This is a genomic window from Microbacterium jejuense (genome assembly GCF_039544225.1).
GTDB lineage: Bacteria > Actinomycetota > Actinomycetes > Actinomycetales > Microbacteriaceae > Microbacterium > Microbacterium jejuense.
This window is the reverse complement of record NZ_BAABLG010000008.1, coordinates 588201-605804: the sequence shown is the minus strand read 5'-3', so window position 1 is coordinate 605804 and position 17604 is coordinate 588201. Positions and strand designations below refer to the sequence as shown.

Here is a 17604-nt window from a genome sequence, read left to right as displayed (position 1 = left end):
TCGTCAAGGAGGACGCTATGAACACACGCAGCAACCGACGCCGCATCGCGACGCTCGGGATCGCGCTCGCCGCGGTCGTGCCGCTCGCCGCCTGCGCCGGCGGCACCGCCGCCCCCGGATCCACCGACGCCGGCGGCGCCGGAGGCACCGACCCCGACAAGTTCACGGTCATGACCGCGAACGAGAACCCGGTCCTGTCGGACGAGCTGGACGCGCTCGCCGCCGGTGCCTGCAAGGCCGAGAACAAGGCGCTGCCCATCGAGCATCAGAAGGTCGCGCAGGCCGACGTCGTGCAGAAGGTGACGCTGCTGGCCAGCCAGGGCGCCCTCGCGACGCACACCATCGCCGGCACCGCGCTCATCCGTCCGGACGGCGACCTCGGCAAGGCGGGCCTCGTGGGCGACCTGAAGGCCGCGCTCGAAGACGCCGGCACGTGGGACAACGTGCTGCCGGCCGCGGCATCCACCGTCGAGCAGGTCTACGGCGGCATGTTCTCGATGCCGTACCAGTACAACATCGAGGGCATCTTCTACAACAAGCAGATCTTCGCCGACAACGGCATCGAAGAGCCGCAGACGTGGGACGACCTCGTCGACGACGCCGCCAAGCTGCAGAAGGCCGGCGTCGTGCCGATGACCGAAGCCGGTGCGCAGGGCTGGCCGCTCACCCGCATCCTCGGCATGTACATCTACCGCAATGTCGGACCCGACGCGATGGTCGCGATCCAGAAGGGCGACGCCAAGCTCACCGACCCCGAGTACGTCGCCGGCGCCAAGGCGCTGCAGGACTTCGCCGAGGCCGGCAACTTCGGCGAGGGCTTCTCGACCCGTGACGGCGACACCTCGTCGAACATGTTCCTCACCGGCCAGGCCGCGATGACCTACGACGGCACGTGGCTGCTGAGCGCGATCAACGACCCCGACCGCAACCAGATCGGCGGCGAGAACGTCGGCTTCATGCCGTTCCCCTCGGTCGACGGCGGCAAGGGCAGCATCGACCAGTACCCGGCCAACGCGGGCGCGCCGATGATCGTCAACGCCGAGCAGTTCGGCCCCAAGGTGCAGGACTGGATCAGCTGCATCGCCGAGAACTACGGCCAGCAGGCGCTGCAGGACGCGGGCGTCATCTCGGGCTTCAAGGTCAACGGCGACGTGACCGACATCTCGGAGAACACCGCCGAGATCCAGCAGCGCATCGAGGGCATCGACGAGACGGTGCTGTGGTTCGAGGCGCTGTTCGACCCGAAGAGCAACTCGCTCGCCTCGACGAACGTCACGCTGCTGACCACGGGTCAGATGAGCCCGGAGGACTACATGAAGGACCTCCAGGCCAGCCTCGACGCCAACAAGTGACGAACGTGCCGGCCTCCTCCCGCCCCGGCTTCGGCCTAGGCTCGGAGGTGGCCGGCACACTCCAGAAATCCCCGGGAGAGGCATCCGCCCGATGAACTCGATCTTCGGAGATCGCAAGACGATCTTCATCCTGCTGGCGCCTGCGCTCCTGCTCTATACCCTGCTCAAGATCGTGCCGGTGGCATGGTCGTTCGGCCTGTCGTTCTTCGAGGGCAACACGCTCCGAGGGTTCGAGTGGGTCGGATTCCAGAACTTCGCGACGTTCTTCACCGACAGCGCCGCCCTGCAGTCGATGTGGGTGAGCATCTTCTTCGCCGTCGTCGCCACGATCGGCCAGGTCGCCCTCGGCTACGGCCTCGCCCTGCTGTACGTGTTCGTGCTGCGCAAGGGGTCGTCCTTCGTGCGGACGATCGTGTTCTTCCCCGCGATCCTGCCGACGGTGGCGGTCGCCCTGCTCTTCAAGAGCTTCGTCGCGGTCGGCCAGAACCAGGGGCCGGTCAACGACATCATCAACTTCTTCGGCGGCGAGAGCGTCGAGGTGCTAGCCTCGACGGCGGGCACCATGACCACCGCGATCGTGATGACGCTGTGGGGCTCGATGGGCTTCTACGCCGTGCTGCTGTACGCGGGCCTGCTCGACATCCCCGAGGAGGTCATCGAGTCCGCACGACTCGACGGCGCGAACGGGCTCAAGCTCGTGCGGCACATCATCGTGCCGCTGTCGCTGCCGATCCTGCTGTCGTCGATCATCTTCAGCCTCAACTCGACGCTCAAGGTCTTCGACAGCCTGCTGGCTCTCAACGGCGGCGGTCCCGGCACGTCGACCGCCCCGCTCACCCTGTACATGTACCGCACCGCGTTCGAGTACGCGGAGTACGGCTACGGCTCGACGATCGCCCTGGTGCTGACGCTGCTGTGCCTGGTGTTCACGCTCGCGATCTTCCGGTCGTCGCGGCGCAAGGCGGAGGTCTGACATGACGACGACGATGGATGCCCCGGCCACGGTCGCGGTCCCGACCCGGCGCAAGCCCGCCCCGAGCCAGGCCAAGCGCACCGTGCTGCGCCTCGCGCGCCGCATCCCGGTGTGGATCGTGGTGGCGCTGCTGATGGTCGTGGTGCTGTACCCGCAGGTGTGGATGGTGCTCGGCTCGTTCAAGACGCAGTCCGAGTTCCTCTCGAACCCTGCGCTGTCGCTGCCCGAGACATGGAACTTCGACAACTACATCGCGGCGCTGACCAACGGCAACGTGGCGCAGAACTACCTCAACAGCATCATCGTGACGATCCCGTCGGTGCTGCTGATCGTGTTCATCGGCGTCGCCGCCGGCTACGCGCTCGAGGTCATGATCTGGAAAGGCCGCAACGCGGTCCTGCTGTACGTGCTCGCCGGCATCATGGTGCCTGGGCAGATGATCCTCGTGCCGCTGTTCATCGTGTACTTCCGGATGGGGATCACCGACACGCTGCTGCCGCTGATCATCACGTACACGGTGATGGGCCTGCCGCTGACGACCTTCCTCATGGCGACGTACTTCCGCTCGGTGCCGCGCGAGATCTTCGAGGCGGCGACCGTCGACGGCTCGGGTCCGCTGCGCTCGTTCTTCGTGATCGGCATCCCGATGATGAAGAACGCGATCCTCACGGTCGGACTCGTGCAGTTCTTCAGCGTGTGGAACGACCTGCTGATCGCGCTGACGTTCACGACCCGTCCCGAGCTCGCGACGATCCAGGTGGGGCTGCTGAGCCTCAGCGACGAGTACGGCTCGACGCAGTACGGCCCGCTGTTCGCGGCCGTGAGCATCAACATCGTCGTGCTGCTGATCGTCTTCCTGACGCTCAACAAGAAGATCATGGCCGGCATGGCCGGCGGCGCCCTGAAGGGCTGAGAAAGCAGAAAGACTGGTCACATGACACAGGCCGCTCCCCGTATCGCCTTCCTGCACACCGGCGCCGTCAACATCGCGCCCTTCGGCGCGCTCGCGACCGAGCTGATCCCCGGCGCGACGGTCGTGAACTACCTCGACGACCGGATCGTCGCCGATCTCGGCGACGACGAGCGGTCGGCATCGGTCCCCGAGCGCGTCGACGACCTGGTGCGCGCGGCGGCGGCAGGGGGAGCGGACGCCGTCCTGTTCACCTGCTCGTCGATCTCCGAGCTGGCGGCCCCGGCCGCCGCGGCCGCGGGGCTGCCCGTGCTGCGCGTGGACGAGGCGATGGCGGATGCCGCGGTCCGGGCCGGCCGCCGCATCCGGGTGCTCGCGACGCTGCCGACGACGTGCCGCCCGACCCTGGGGCTGCTGCACGAGCGCGCGGCGCTCGCCGGCGTGGAGCCCGAGGTGACCAGTGAGGTCATCGAGGGCGCGTTCGCCGCCGTGGCGGGAGGCGATCGTGCCACGCACGACAGCCTGGTGGCCGCCGCGATCGAGCGCGGTGCGGCCGAGGCCGACGTGATCGTGCTGGCTCAGGCATCCATGGCCTCCGCCGCCGAAGCCGTGTCGGTCGGCGTCCCGGTGCTCACGAGTCCGCGGCTCGGCGTCGAGCGCCTGGCGGAGTCGCTGGGGCGCTGACCCCGCCGGCCTCGGCCGAGCAGCCGAACACCTCAGCGCTCGGCGAGGGCTTCGGCCGACCGCAGGTCGGTCACCAGGGTCGTCACCCAGTCGCCGGCGAGGGCGCCATGGATCGCCTCGAGCTTGCGGTCGCCGCCGGCGATGCCCACGCGGCGCGGGATGCGCAGCAGGTTCTCGACGGTGATGGCGATGATGCGGTCATCCAGCGCCCCGCGCACGAGGGACCCGTCGGCGCGGAAGATGCGGTGGCAGATGTCGCCCACCGCGCCCTGATCGATCAGCGAGCGGCGCTCGTCGTCGGCGAAGGCGTTGCCGCTGGTGGCGAGCACGTCCGAGGGCTCGATGCTGCCGATCCCCATGATCGCCATGGTGAGCTCGTTCCAGTGCCGTGTGACCTCTTGCATCGAGGGGTCCGAGAGCAGGCTGTCGCGGATCGCGGGGTCGGCGACCACGCCGGGCGCCTGTACGTAGACGGGATCGGCGCCGAGCGTGCGGGCGAGCTCGCCGAGGATGCGGTTGGAATGGCTCTGCGCCTCGGGGGCGCCGATGCCGCCGAGCAGCTGCACGACCTCGGTCGCGCCGCGCACCGTGAACGGGCGCATGCGGTCGACCATCGCGAGGATCGTCTGGCTCCACGACGAGACGCCGATGCGATCGCCGCCCGACAGGGTGGCTTCGAGGTAGGCGGCGGCGCCGGCGCCGAGCGAGGCGAGCAGCTCGCGCTCGTCGGCCTCGGGGTCGACGTCGACCACGACGGCTTCGGCGAGGCCGTACCTGTCTTCGAGCCGCTCTTCGAGCTCGGCGTACACGCCGGGGGCGACGGTGACGATGGTGCGGACGATTCCGACGGTTTCGGCACGCTTCAGCAGACGCGAGACCTTCGCCTGTGAGATATTGAGCGCGGCCGCGATGTCGGCCTGCCGGACGCCCCGCTCGTGGTACATGCGGGCGACCTTCGTGAGCAGGCGCACCTGCCCGTCGGCGGGGCGGGTGTACGGCGTGAGTGGCACGGTGTCTCCGATCGCGGCGATCCAAGGTGTATTCGGATTCGCTAACGAAAGGATATTCACTCTCGGCCCGCGGCGCCAGTGCCCGTGACCCCGGGTTTCACAGACCGACCGGGGATTTCGGATGCCGCGCCCGGCGGCACCCGAAATCCTCCGGCGCGACCGCTCAGCCGATCGCGATCTCGCGAGAGTGGATGCCGGCGCCCAGCGTCTCTTCGTCGGCACCGGGCAGGTCCAGCACGGCCTCGGCTCCGACGGGGACCGTCGCCTCGACGTGGAGCCTGCCGTCGGCGATGCGCCACGAGATCGCCGCCTCGCCGTACGCGGTGAGCTGCCGGGCCGACGCGGAGGTCAGGCCGCCGCCGGGCCGCGGGGCGAACCGGATGCGGCGGTAGCCGGGCGCTGCGGGTGCCAGGCCCGCGATCACCCGGTGCATCCAGTCCGCCACGGCGCCGAGGGCGTAGTGGTTGAACGAGGTCATCGTGCCGGGGTTGACGGTGCCGTCGGGCAGCAGCGAGTCCCACCGCTCCCACACAGTCGTCGCGCCCTGCTCCACCTGGTACAGCCACGAGGGGCACTCGCGCTCGAGGATCAGGTCGTACGCGGTGTCGACGTGCCCGCCCGAGCTCAGTGCGTCCGAGACCAGCGGGGTGCCGACGAAGCCGGTGGCGATGCGGTTGCCCGCCTCGTGCACGAGCTGCGACAGGCGGGCGGCCGCGGCATCCCTCATTCCGGGGTCGGTGATGAGGTCGAACTGCAGTCCCAGCGCGTAGGCGGTCTGCGCGTCGCTGGTCATGGTGCCGTCGGGGTGGACGTACTCGGCGACGAACGCCGCGGCCACCTCGTCGGCGAGCCGGTCGTAGTGTGCCTGCTCTGCGGCGAGGCCGAGCACCCCGGCCATGCGCGCGACGGTCCGTGCCGACTTCGCGAAGTACGCGGTGGCGACGAGGTAGCGGTCGGTCAGGGCGTCGGCGGGGTCGTTCGGCGGCGCGGCAGGGTCGAGCCAGTCGCCCAGCTGGAACCCCGTGTTCCACAGCCGCGACGGTCCCGAGCGACGCTCGAGCAGGTCCACCCAGCGGCGTGCGCTGTCGAACTGCGCCCGCAGCACGCCGGCGTCGCCGAAGCGCTCGTACAGCGTCCAGGGCAGCAGCGTCGCGACGTCGCCCCAGGCGGCGCCTGGCCGCAGCGGCGTCCACTTGTCGACGGCGGGGATCACCGGCACATACCAGGGCACGGTGCCGTCGGGGAGCTGCTCGAGCGCGACGTCTCGCAGCCAGCCCGACAGCATGCCCGACACGTCGAACAGCGTCGAGGCGGTCGGACCGAACACCTGGATGTCACCCGTCCAGCCGATGCGCTCGTCGCGCTGCGGGCAGTCGGTGGGGATGTCGACGAAGTTGCCGCGCATGCCCCACACGACGTTCTCGTGCAGGCGGTTCAGGGCGGGATCGGAGGACTCGAACCACCCGGTGCGCTCGAGGTCGGTGTGGTAGACCCGCGCCACCAGGGCGCCCGTCGCGACATCGGCGTCGAGGTCGCCCGGCCAGCCCGTGACCTCGACGTACCGGAAGCCGTGGAAGGTGAACCGCGGCTCCCACTCCTCGCTCCTGCGGCCGGCGAGCGTGTAGTTGTCGGTGGAGCGCGCGGCGCGCAGCGGGCGCGTGTAGATCTCGCCCTCCTGCATGACCTCGGCGGTGCGGAGGGTGACCGTCGCTCCGGCCGGTCCGCTCACGCGGATCCGCACACGCCCGACGAGGTTCTGCCCGAAGTCCAGGATGCGCGTGCCGCTCGGGCCGGTGAGCACCTCGACGGGCCGCAGCTCCTGCGTCGCGCGCACGGGCGGGGCGGTCGGGGCGACGAGTGTCGCGGGGTCGCGGTGGCGCTCCGACACGTCCTCCCACGCCGAGTCGTCGAATGCCGCGGTGGACCACCCCTCCTGCTCCTCGCGGGCGTCGTAGTCCTCGCCGTCGTACAGGCCGCTGTGCAGGATCGGGCTCGGCGCCGAGCGCCACGACAGGTCGGTCGAGACGACCTCGCGCGTGCCGTCGGCGTAGGTGAGCTCGAGCTGGCCGAGGAAGGACTGGTCGTAGCCGTAGACGTTGCGGAACCCGCCGCGCCAGCCGAGGCGTCCGCGGTACCAGCCGTCGCCGAGCCACGCGCCGAGCGCATTGGCGCCGGGGTGTACGAGGTCCGTGACGTCGTACGTGTAGTACCGCAGGCGCTGCCCGTACACGGTCCAGCCGGGCGAGAGGGTGTCGTCGCCGACGCGCCGGCCGTTGAGTTCGGCCTCGTAGACGCCGTGGGCCGTCGCGTACAGGCGGGCGCGCACGAGCCCGTCGCGCACGTCGAAGCCGCGGCGCACGAGCGACGGGCGCCGTTCGTCGGAGTGCGGGTTCTCGTTGCGGAACGCACCCACCGGCCGCGCGAGCCAGTCCGAGGGCTCGAGCAGTCCGGCTTCGAGCGTCGTGGTGGGGGATGCCGCCGACCACTGGCCGTCGGCGCCGCGGACGGCGATGCGCACGGCGACGCGCTCCCGCGAGCGCAGCGGCTCGCCGGGCCAGTCGACGAGCACCTGCTCGGCGCCGTCGACCTCGTGGGTCGCGGTCGCGCCGTGCTGCTCGAGCTCGACGCGGTAGGCGGCCTGCCGCCATCCGGCGGGGGCGTCGGCGATGCGCCACGACAGGCGGGGAGCGCGCTCGCCGATGCCGAGCGGCTCGCGGTGGTGTTCGATGCGGGGCGCGTCGACGATGACGGACATCGAGGTCCTTCCTAGAGGAAATGAAACGTTTCGGTTCCGGTGTACAGTGAGTGTGGCATCCAGAACGAAACGTTTCAAGTCGGGATGCCGACAGCTCGCACAGGGAGGTACGGCATGCGGATCGGCGTCACCGGCAGCGGCGGCAAACTCGGCCGCGCGACGGTCGAGCGGCTGCGCGCCGAGGGGCACGTCGTCTCGGGCTTCGACCTGGCCGGCATCCCCGGCCCGGGGTTCACGCGCGTCGATCTCACCGACTTCGGGCAGACGCTCGACGCATTCCTGTCGGTCACCGCCCGCCACGACGGACTCGACGCTCTGGTGCACCTGGCAGCGATCCCGGTGAACGGGCTCGTGCCCGACGCGGCCACGTTCCACAACAACGTCGCGGTGTCTTTCAACGCGCTGTTCGCCGCGCACCGCGCCGGCATCCGCACCGTCGTGCTCGCCTCGAGCATCACCGCGATGGGCTTCCCGTTCGACGAGGCACCGCCCTCGCTGCCGGTCGACGAGGACTACACGCGCGCGAACAACACGTACGGCCTGGGCAAGGTGGCCGAAGAGGCGATCGCCGGACAGCTGGTGCACTGGGCGCCCGGGACCTCGATCACCGCGCTGCGCTTCACGAACGTCGTGGCCGCCGACGACTACGACACGTTCGAGCGCGCCGCCGAGCCCGGCTACCGCCGCGACCTGCTCGGGTCGTGGGTCGACGCGCGCGACGGCGCGCAGGCCGTGTCGCTCGCGCTCGCGCACGCCGCCCCCGGCTTCGAGGTGTACAACGTCGCCGCGCCCGACTCGGGCTGTGCGGCGCCTTCGCGCGAGCTCGCGCAGAGGTGGTTCCCGGGCACGCCCGTCGCCGACGACCTCGGCGAGTTCGAGTCCCTCATGTCGACGCGCCGCATCCGCGAACGCCTCGGCTTCGTGGCCGAGCACGACTGGCGCTGACGGTGCCGGCCGGGATCAAGGACGTCGCCGCGCAGGCGGGTGTCGCGGTCGGGACGGTCTCGAACTACCTCAACCACCCCGAGCTGCTGTCGCCGACGATGGCGCAGCGCGTGGCGGATGCCATCGACGAAGTGGGCTTCGTGCCGAGCAGCGCCGGCCGCCAGCTGCGGCTGGGGGTGAGCAGCGTCATCGGGTACCTGGCCTCCGACATCGGCAATCCGCACTTCGGCGAGGTCGCCGCGAGCGTGCAGAACCGTGCGGCGCAGCTCGGGCTCTCGGTGTTCCTGGCCGATCCTCAGCACGACGAGGAACGGGAGGCGACGTACCTGGACGCCTTCGCGCAGCATCACGTGCGCGGACTCCTCGTCGCCTCGCATCACCAGGTCGAGGCGCGACTGGCGCTGCTGCGTCGCCGCGGGACGCCCTCGGTGCTGGTGGGGCAGCACGCGGCGTCGCCGGAGCAGCCCTCGGTGTCGATCGACGAGGTGGCCGGCGGCCGCCTCGCGATCGAGCATCTCGCGGAGGTGGGATGCCGCCGCGTGGCGTTCGTGGGAGGTCCGCATTCCATCGTGCAGGTCGCCGCGCGACGGGCGGGGGCCGAGACCGCGGCCCGGGAGCGGGGGATCGCCTTCGAGGCGTTCGACGTCGCGGAGCGCTCCGTGTCGGCGGGACGCGGCATCGGGGAGGCCATCGCGTCCCGGCCGCCGCACGAGCGGCCCGACGGCGTCTTCGCGGTCAACGATCTGCTGGCGCTCGGGATGCTGCGCACGCTCACCGCAGAGGGCATCCGTGTCCCCGGCGACATCGCGCTCATCGGCTACGACGACAACGAGTTCGCGGAGGCGTCGCTCATCCCGATCTCGAGCGTGAGCCGGCGCCATCGCGAGGTCGGAGAGATCGTCGTCGACGCGCTCTTCGAGACGATCCAGGGGCGGCCGCTGGCAGCGGTCCATCAGCAGCTGATGCCCGTGCTCGTCCCGCGTGAGAGCACGCTGGGTCGTCGTCGGGCGTGATCCTCACGAGGCCGCAGCGCCCCGAGGTCGGCCCTCAGCCCGGGACCTGAGACCAGGCGAGGGCGATCCCGCGCCCTTCGAACTGGCGGTAGCCGTCGATGTCGATGGGCTCCGCGAGGCGCTGGACGGCGCAGTAGTAGTGCTCGAGGCGGTCGTCCGTGCGGATGACCGCCGGTTTGTGGGCGTGCCAGTCGTCGATGGCGCCGGGCGCGCCGGGGTGCACCAGCACGTCCGGCGACTTCGTCCACTCGACCAGGTCGGGCGATGTCGCGTACAGGTCGACGGCCGGTCCACCCGCCCGCAGGCCGAAGTAGAACATGATCCAGGTCCCGTCCGCAGCGCGCAGGACGAAGGGGTCCGAGGCGAAGCGGTCATCGGGCGATCCGGCGGGGCCGATCGACAGCAGCGGGGCGTCCGAGACGCGCTGCCAAGAGGCCAGGTCGTCCGACACCGCCGCGCCGGTCTGCTCGACCCAGCTGCCCGAGACCCGGTTCTTCGCGTTGTAGAAGAGCCAGAAGCGGCCGTCGTGCCGCAGCAGGTACGACTTGTAGAGCCCGCCCCGCTCCCAGTCGCCGCCCTCTTCGGGGCGGAGGATGTCGCCCACGTCCTCCCAGTGCCGCAGGTCGCGGCTGCGGACGAACCCGATCACGGCCGAGCCGGCCTCATAGCCCGCGTCGGGATACGCGTGGTACGTCCCGTAGTACCACCCGTCGACGGCGATGAGCTCGCCGGCGCCATACAGGTCGGTGTCGCGCAGCAAGGCGGTGAGCGCCGCGTTGTGCCGCCGGTGCGGCGAGGCCTCGTCGCGCGGGAAGACGAGCTGCGGCGCCGACCAGGCGTGGCCGTCGTGCCACGACAGCCCGGTCTGGTAGCCGCGCCCGTCCCAGCCGACGACAGTCATGCCCAGGACGCCGTCCCTGCGGAAGACGAAGGGGCAGTCCACGCCGTGGCTGTTCCAGTCGCCCGCGCGGTGCGTGGGCGCGAGGAGCAGCTCGGTGGACTTCTGCGTCGGTCGCAGCATCCCGGTCAGGGGCGTCGTGGTCATCTGGTTCCGTTTCCGTCGTCGAATCGGAGGCGTGCGCGTGTCAGGGCCGGGGAGCGAAACCCTCGACGCGGACGTCCCAGTCATCGGGAAGACCGGTGCGGGCGCCGCCGTCGTCGTCGGTCACGAGCATCGCGAACGCGGCGAGCAGGCCGCCGTTGCCGGGCAGGTACAGCGGCAGCCGGTTGGGCACCTGGAAGTTGTGCCCGTTCGACAGATAGCGGTTGCGCGGCAGGTCGGTCAGCAGCAGGTCGAACGCGGCCGGGAGCCTGCCGAGCCGCGTGGCGCACATCGCCAGCAGCGGGAAGTCCCAGCCCCACGTGGAGTTCCACTCCCACTGCTCGAGCACCAGGTCCAGCGTCCGGCCCATCGTCGCGGGGTCGATGAGCCCGGTGTCGGGGACGAATCCGTACGCGCCCACGAGGGACGGGTGGTCGACGAGGGCGGTCTGACCGCGCACCGCGTCGTAGACGCCGTCCGACCGGGGCGGCGGTGCGATCGCCGCGGCCGCACGGGACCAGGCCGCCGGCACGTCCAGTCCGCGGCGCCGCCGCCATTCGCACGCCGTGCGCAGGCCCCACGCGACGTAGGCGAGCTCGAACGTCGGATCCCACGTCGTGGTCGCGTCGTACCGCTCCTGGGCGGGCATCAGCGGCGGCGCGAGGTGCGCGACGCCGTCCTCCCACCACACGAAGCCCGCAAGGAACTCGGCGGTCTCGTCCACGAGCTCGCCGTATGCGTCGAGCACGGCGGGATCCTCCTCGCGGGCGCGGTAGATGAGCTCGGCGAACGAGATCGGGTGGGGCTGCTGCCACACCAGCAGCGGACCGATCTCGTTCGGGCTCTCGACCCCTTCGGGGCCGATGTGCTTCGGCCACCGGGCGCCCGGGTAGCCGTTGCGGCGCGCGTTCTCGCGCGCTGACGGCAGGGCCCGGCGGTACCAGTCCAGGCTGCGCTCGAGGAGTCCGGGCCTGCCCCACATCGCGAAGTGCGCGGCGTGCCACCAGTGCATCTCGAGGTGGAACGTGCCGCCCCAGGAGTTGCACACCAGCCCGCTCTCCTGCGGGGGCGTCGAGCCCGCGCACTGGATCGCGGTGAGGTACTGCGACAGCACGATCCGGCGTTCCAGCTCGGGGGCGCGCGGGTCGGCCGATGCCGACAGGTCCGCCATCGCGCCGTCGTTCCAGAATTCGGGCCAGTGCGCCGCCGCCATGCGGAACACCTCGCTCGCCGGGGGGACGGTCCGATCGGATGCCGCCCGGACGAACTCGACCGAGAACTCGATGTCGGGGCCCTCGGGCACGAGCTCGACGACGTGCCGCTCGGGTGCCGTGATGCGGCATCCCTTCGCCGACAGCAGGACGCAGTAGGCGGCGCCGTCGACGAGCCGGGTCACTTGAGCGGTGCCGTCGTCGCGGATCTCGACGTCGCTGGAGTGCGCGTCGGGGCGCGTCCAGTCCTCGTCCGCCTCCCACGTGTCGTGCACCGTCGCGAACGAGATCCGGACGGATGCCGCGCCGTCGGCGAAGAGGTCCGACGAGGCAGAGACGGCCACGAGATCCCGTGACGGGTGCACGGCGGTGCGCGTCCGCGTGCGCCGGCCGCCCAGCGAGAAGGCGCTGTCGAGGATGCCGGTCCACAGGTCCAGCAGCTGCTCGGTCTCATCCAGCGCACGCGGATCGGCCACGACCGCGCCGGAGTCCGGATCGGTGAGGCGGTACGCGATCCGCCCGAGATGCAGCCGCTGCGGGTTCACCCAGTAGTAGTAGCCTGCCGGCTGCAGGCGGCGCGCCTCCTCCTCGGAAAGACGCCAGTCGTAGGTCGTCGGGTACGTGACCGGCGACCCGTCCGGACGCTCGAACCGCACCATGGTGTCATCGAGCTGCAGACCGCCCGGATTCGGCGCCCAGTGGAACGCCCACTGCGCCTGGGTGCCCAGCGGTGTCGCGCTGCGGCCCTCGGCACGCGCCGCAGCCCGGCTGTGCCAGTCGGCGAAGGTCTGCAGCCCGGTCTCGTCGGCGGTGAAGCAGAACTCCCCGTTGCCGACGCTCAGCGGCGCCTCGGCATCCGGCTGCTCGCGGCGGATCCGGTGGCGCGCGACGACGGCGCGCCGGTCGATCGGTTCGGCTGTGTCCGGCATCGTGCTGCTCATCCCTTCACCGCGCCGGCCGTCGCGCTGCTCATGACCTGCCGGCGGAACACCAGGAAGACGAGGATCAGCGGGAGCGTGGCCAGGAGCGTCCCCACCATGACCATCGGATAGTCGGTCATGCCGAAGTTGCCGTTGAGCTGCTGCAGCGCCACGGGGAGCGTGTAGAGATCGGAGTCGTTGAGCACGAGCAGCGGCCACATGTACTCGTTCCAGTTCCACATGAACTGGAACACCGTGAAGCCGGCGATCGCGGGCCGCAGCGCCGGCACGCCGACATGCCAGAAGACCCGCAGGAACCCGGCGCCGTCCACGCGCGCGGCCTCGATCACCTCGTACTGCACGGCCTCGCGCGCGGCCTGCCGCATCCAGAAGATGCCGAAGGCGCTCGCCGCCCCCGGGACGATCAGCGGCAGGTAGGTGTTGAGCCAGCCCAGGTCGACGTAGATCTGGAACATCGGGACGAGCATCACCCCCGTCGGCAGCGTCATCGTGGCCAGCAGGATGCCGAACAGCCAGTCCCGGCCGGGGAAGCGGTACATCGCGAAGACGAATCCCGACAGCGCCGCGATCGCGACGGTCAGCAGCGTCGCGGTCACCGACACGAACACCGAGTTGACGAACGCCTGGCTGAAGTCGACGCGGGTGAACAGCCGGGTGATGTTGTCGATGAGCTCGCCGCCGGGGATCAGCCGGGGCGGAGCGGAGAAGATGTCGGAGGTCGTGCTGGTCGACATCACGATCAGCCAGTAGAACGGGAAGGCGAAGAGCGCGGCTGCGGGGATCAGCACCAGATGCTGCAGCCAAGCGCGGCGACCGTGCTTCATGAGGCGTCCTTCCGTCGGCGGGCGATGACGCGCGAGTTGAGGATCGCCAGCAGGATGAGCACCACGAAGATGCCCCAGCCGATCGCGGTCGCGAAGCCGAGGTCGGGCATCACCGTGGGCAGCGTCGCGCCCATGTAGCCGACCTGCAGGAACATCAGCGTGACGACCGAGCCTCCGGGCCCGCCGAGACCGTTGGTGAGCACCTGCGGCTCGGTGAAGATCTGGAAGCCGCTGATGGTGCCCGTCACCGCGACGAACAGGATCGTCGGCCAGATCATGGGGACGGTGATCGAACGCAGGATGCGCCACGGCCCGGCGCCGTCCAGGCGCGCGGCCTCGTAGAGGGACGGCGGGATCGACGAGATGCCGGAGAGGAAGATCACGACGAAGTAGCCGAAACCGCGCCAGAAGATCATCAGCGCCACGACCAGGCGCACACCCCACTCCGTCGTCATCCAGGGCACGGCGCCCAGGCCCACGGCCTCGAGCAGCGAGTTGATGATGCCGTACTCGTTCGAGAACAGCGACTGGAAGACGATGGCGACCGCGACGATCGAGGTCACCTGGGGGAGGAAGAACAGGGTCTGATAGAGGCCCTTCGCCCGCAGGCGCGGAGAGCTGAGCAGGGCGGCGGCGCCCAGCGACGCGAGGATCACGGGGACCTGCGCGATGACGAAGATGATGACCGTGTTCACCAGCGCCGAGCCGAACTCGCCCGATGTGAACAGTCGTTCGAACTGGTCGAAGCCGACCCACTCGGGCTCGCCGAGCCCGTCCCACGAGGTCATGGAGAGGTAGACGGCGAAGACGAGGGGGAACAGGCCGAAGACGGCGAAGAGGATGTAGAAGGGCGAGATCGCCAGGTACTCGCGCCAGTAGCGCAGACGCTTGCGGCGCGGCCGGGGCGGTGGGGGCGCCGTCGGCGTCGCCGCGGCGCGGGTCATGGTCGAGGTCATGAAGGTGCTCCCTGAGGACGGGGGCGGCGCACCGCCGCCCCCGTCGTGGTCACTCGGCCGAGTTCTTCTCGACGAGGGCGTCGTAGACCTTCTCGGGGTCCTCTCCGTTGGAGGCGAGGTCGGTGAGTGCGACGAAGAACTGCGATCGGATGGCCCCGCTGTTCGGCGCCTGGTACACCAGGGGCGCGTCGGCAGCCGTCTGAGCCAGCGCTCCGAGTGTGTCCTGGCCGCCGTAGTAATCCTGCGGCGACGCGGCCTCGGGGTCTTCGGCGACGCCCGCGGATGCCGGGAACAGGCCCTTCTCGAGGTAGCCGATCTTCTGGAACTCGGGGCCGCCGATGTAGGCCGCGACCTCGGCCGCCGCATCGGGGTGCGCGCTCGCGGCGAGAGCGGCGACGAAGCTGCCGCCCGTGGCCGCGGGACCGCCCGGCACCGTGGTCACGCGCCACTTGCCGCTCTGCAGCTCGCCGGCCGACTTCAGCAGGCCGTCCTCCCACGCCGGACCGACGAAGCCGACGATGTCCTCCTGGGTGAGCGCGGCGTTGAACTCGGGCGTGTAGGGCTCGGCGTCGGCGCAGAGGTCGTCCTGGGCCAGGGCCGCAGATTCGACGAACGCGTCGTGCGCATCGGCGTCGTCGACGATGTTGACGTCCTTGCCGTCCTCGAGTGCGAAGTACGCGTAGCCCTCCTGCGCGAGCCGCGCCTGGTACACCTGACCGGCGTGGTCGCACACGAAGCTCCCGGATGCCGCGGCGGCCTGAGCGAGTTCGCGGTAGGCGTCCCACGAGTCCACCGCGGCGGCGACCTCGTCGGGTTCGGTGGGGTATCCGAGGGACTCGAGGGCATCGGTGCGGTAGAAGAACCCCCACGGCCCGATGTCGGTCGGCAGGGCGACCTGACGTCCGTCCGGCGCCTTGCCGAGGTCCAGGCCCCACTGCACGGCATCGCTCTCGTCGGCCTGCTCCGAGAGATCGACGAACTTGTCGGCGACCGAGAAGAACGCCGGGAGCGTCCCTCCCATCACGACGACATCGGGCAGTCCGCTGCCCGAGCGCAGGGCGGCGCGCAGCTTGTCCTCGATGTCGGGGATGTTCTCGAAGGTGATGTCGTAGTCGGGGAACTGATCGGCGAGGATCTGCTCGACCTCGTCGGGCACCGAGTTGCCGCGAGCCCACAGCGTGAGCTCGACGTCGCCGTCGGCCTCGGTGGACGGCGAGCTGCTGCAGCCCGCGAGCAGTCCGGTCGCGAGCACGGCGGTGATCGCAAGCGCACTCGTGCGCGAAAGTTTCATGTCTGTCTTCTCCGCTCTGGGGAACGTCGTTGTCGCGTGGGGGAGGATGAACCGGTCGATGCGACGTGTTACCGGTAACACGAAGACTGTTGCATTGCATGTCTATTCAAGTCAAGCAGATTATGCAAAAGTGTTGATAACGTTTCAATCGGCCCGTTCATCACCCAGAGTCGGAGGACGACAAGGATGTCCCATCAGCTGTACCGCCCGATCGAGCTGACCTTCGACGGCGCTGCCGTCATCCCCGCCGATCGCACGCCGCTGACGGTGCGGCTGCGGCATGCGGCATCCCGAACCGAGCGCGACGTGCCGGGATTCTGGGACGGCGGCACGACATACCGCGTCCGCTTCGCCCCCGATCTCGAGGGGGAGTGGGCGTGGGAGACACACAGCGACGACCCGTCCCTCGCCGGTCGCACGGGCACGTTCGCGGTCGAGCGAGGCGCCGACCACGGCCCGGTGCGCGTCGCGCACCGGTTCCACTTCGCGCACGCCGACGGCACGCCGCTGCGTCCGGTGGGCGCGACGGCGTACAACTGGCTGCACCAGGACGAGCCCTTGTTCACGCAGACCGTCGACGCGATCGCCGAGGCCGGGTTCAACAAGCTCCGGTTCATGGTCTTCCCGCAAGGCGGCGGCTACGTCGAGCACGTGCCCGCGCTCATGCCGTTCGAGAAGACCGACGGCGGTCGCTGGGATGTCAGCAAGCCCGTGCCCGCGTTCTTCCAGCGCCTGGACCGCGCCGTCGAACTGCTCGGCGAACGGGGCATCCAGGCCGACGTCCTCATCTACAACGCCTACGACCGAGGTCAGTTCGGCCTCAACGAACTGACCGAGGACGAGGATGCCGCCTACCTGCGCTACCTCGTCGCCCGCCTGGCCGCGCATCCGCACGTGTGGTGGTCGCTGTGCAACGAGTTCGACCAGCTCGAACGGCCGGACGACCGGTGGGACCGCACCGGAGCGCTGCTGGCCGAGGTCGACCCGTACGACCACTTGCGCTCGATCCACAACTGGATCGAGCTGTACGACAACAACCAGCCGTGGGTGACGCACGCGTCCATCCAGAACGGCTCGGTGACCGCCGACTTCGGCCGCGCGAACCTCTACCGCGACGTGTGGGGCAAGCCTGTCGTGCTCGACGAGATCAAGTACGAGGGCGACATCCCCGAGCGCTGGGGCCATCTCGACGCCGAGCAGCTCGTGCACCAGTTCTGGGTGACGACAGTGGCGGGGTGCTATGCGTCGCACGGCGAGAGCTTCGTGACGCCGTCGGGGAGCCTGCACATGGTCGAGGGCGGGCCGCTGCGCGGCGACTCGCCGGCGCGGCTCGGGTTCCTCCGCGAGGTGCTCGAGGGGCTCGACATGGTCGGCCTCGACCCCATCGACAAGTGGGACGACCCGGCGCATGTCGCCGGCATCCCCCGCCGTCAGTACGTGCAGTACCTCGGGCGTTCCGCGCCCGCTTCGTGGGAGTTCCGCCTGCCGATCGGGTTCCCGGGCGAGCGCCCCGAGGAGGGCGACGTGTTCGAGGTCGACGTCATCGATACCTGGAACATGACGGTCACGCCGGTCGGCCGCCGCTTCACGCTCACCGAGGTGCAGCGCAACGACGCCTGGGACCGCGTCTCGGCGCCGGTCGCGCTGCCTGAAGGCGCGGCGGTCGCGCTGCGCATCACCCGGATCGGCGGCTGAGC

The 17604-nt window shown here is 70.2% G+C and carries 14 protein-coding genes; 7 read left to right on the top strand and 7 right to left on the bottom strand.

Translation table 11 applies throughout. From position 1 onward, the window contains the following. Window positions 1-17: 17 nt before the first annotated feature. From ABEA46_RS15455 to ABEA46_RS15440, 4 genes are all read left to right on the top strand, one after another. On the top strand, window positions 18-1352 hold the full coding sequence (locus tag ABEA46_RS15455; protein WP_345545609.1) for an ABC transporter substrate-binding protein: 1335 nt from the start codon (window positions 18-20) through the stop codon (window positions 1350-1352). A 91-nt stretch (window positions 1353-1443) separates the two neighbouring features. Beyond that, window positions 1444-2325: a carbohydrate ABC transporter permease gene (locus ABEA46_RS15450; protein WP_345545608.1), complete on the top strand. Its 882-nt coding sequence runs from the start codon at window positions 1444-1446 to the stop codon at window positions 2323-2325. A 1-nt stretch (window position 2326) separates the two neighbouring features. Beyond that, on the top strand, window positions 2327-3238 hold the full coding sequence (locus tag ABEA46_RS15445; protein WP_345545607.1) for a carbohydrate ABC transporter permease: 912 nt from the start codon (window positions 2327-2329) through the stop codon (window positions 3236-3238). A 21-nt stretch (window positions 3239-3259) separates the two neighbouring features. Next, complete coding sequence (locus ABEA46_RS15440; protein WP_345545606.1) at window positions 3260-3919, top strand: aspartate/glutamate racemase family protein; 660 nt, start codon at window positions 3260-3262, stop codon at window positions 3917-3919. A gap of 32 nt (window positions 3920-3951) precedes the next feature. Here ABEA46_RS15440 and ABEA46_RS15435 read toward each other — a convergent pair whose 3' ends face one another. After that, window positions 3952-4929: a sugar-binding transcriptional regulator gene (locus ABEA46_RS15435; protein ID WP_345545605.1), complete on the bottom strand. Its 978-nt coding sequence runs from the start codon at window positions 4927-4929 to the stop codon at window positions 3952-3954. A gap of 163 nt (window positions 4930-5092) precedes the next feature. Next, window positions 5093-7684 (bottom strand): family 78 glycoside hydrolase catalytic domain, encoded by a 2592-nt coding sequence (locus tag ABEA46_RS15430; RefSeq protein WP_345545603.1) that lies wholly within the window; start codon window positions 7682-7684, stop codon window positions 5093-5095. 114 nt (window positions 7685-7798) lie between these two features. On the opposite strand from ABEA46_RS15430, the gene ABEA46_RS15425 reads away from it, so the two are divergent. Beyond that, the gene (locus ABEA46_RS15425) at window positions 7799-8629 is read left to right on the top strand and encodes an NAD-dependent epimerase/dehydratase family protein (protein ID WP_345545601.1); all 831 of its coding nucleotides are present in this window, start codon (window positions 7799-7801) and stop codon (window positions 8627-8629) included. Between the two features lie 2 nt (window positions 8630-8631). Then, on the top strand, window positions 8632-9642 hold the full coding sequence (locus ABEA46_RS15420) for a LacI family DNA-binding transcriptional regulator (protein WP_345545599.1): 1011 nt from the start codon (window positions 8632-8634) through the stop codon (window positions 9640-9642). Window positions 9643-9676: 34 nt separating this feature from the next. On the opposite strand, the gene ABEA46_RS15415 is transcribed toward ABEA46_RS15420, so the two are convergent. Genes ABEA46_RS15415 through ABEA46_RS15395 form a run of 5 tightly spaced genes read right to left on the bottom strand, consistent with a single transcriptional unit; the run spans window position 9677 to window position 15907 of the window. Beyond that, on the bottom strand, window positions 9677-10687 hold the full coding sequence (locus ABEA46_RS15415) for a family 43 glycosylhydrolase (RefSeq protein WP_345545597.1): 1011 nt from the start codon (window positions 10685-10687) through the stop codon (window positions 9677-9679). 40 nt (window positions 10688-10727) lie between these two features. Continuing rightward, complete coding sequence (locus ABEA46_RS15410; protein WP_345545595.1) at window positions 10728-12824, bottom strand: hypothetical protein; 2097 nt, start codon at window positions 12822-12824, stop codon at window positions 10728-10730. 8 nt (window positions 12825-12832) lie between these two features. Further along, complete coding sequence (locus ABEA46_RS15405; RefSeq protein WP_345545593.1) at window positions 12833-13660, bottom strand: carbohydrate ABC transporter permease; 828 nt, start codon at window positions 13658-13660, stop codon at window positions 12833-12835. Then, entirely contained in the window at window positions 13657-14616 is a 960-nt protein-coding gene (locus tag ABEA46_RS15400) for a carbohydrate ABC transporter permease (protein WP_345545592.1), read from the bottom strand. The genes ABEA46_RS15405 and ABEA46_RS15400 overlap by 4 nt, the downstream gene beginning before the upstream one ends. 49 nt (window positions 14617-14665) lie before the next feature. Next, window positions 14666-15907 (bottom strand): ABC transporter substrate-binding protein, encoded by a 1242-nt coding sequence (locus ABEA46_RS15395; protein WP_345545590.1) that lies wholly within the window; start codon window positions 15905-15907, stop codon window positions 14666-14668. A 186-nt stretch (window positions 15908-16093) separates the two neighbouring features. Between ABEA46_RS15395 and ABEA46_RS15390 the strand changes: the two genes are divergently transcribed. Beyond that, window positions 16094-17602: an apiosidase-like domain-containing protein gene (locus ABEA46_RS15390; RefSeq protein ID WP_345545589.1), complete on the top strand. Its 1509-nt coding sequence runs from the start codon at window positions 16094-16096 to the stop codon at window positions 17600-17602. Window positions 17603-17604 lie beyond the last annotated feature (2 nt).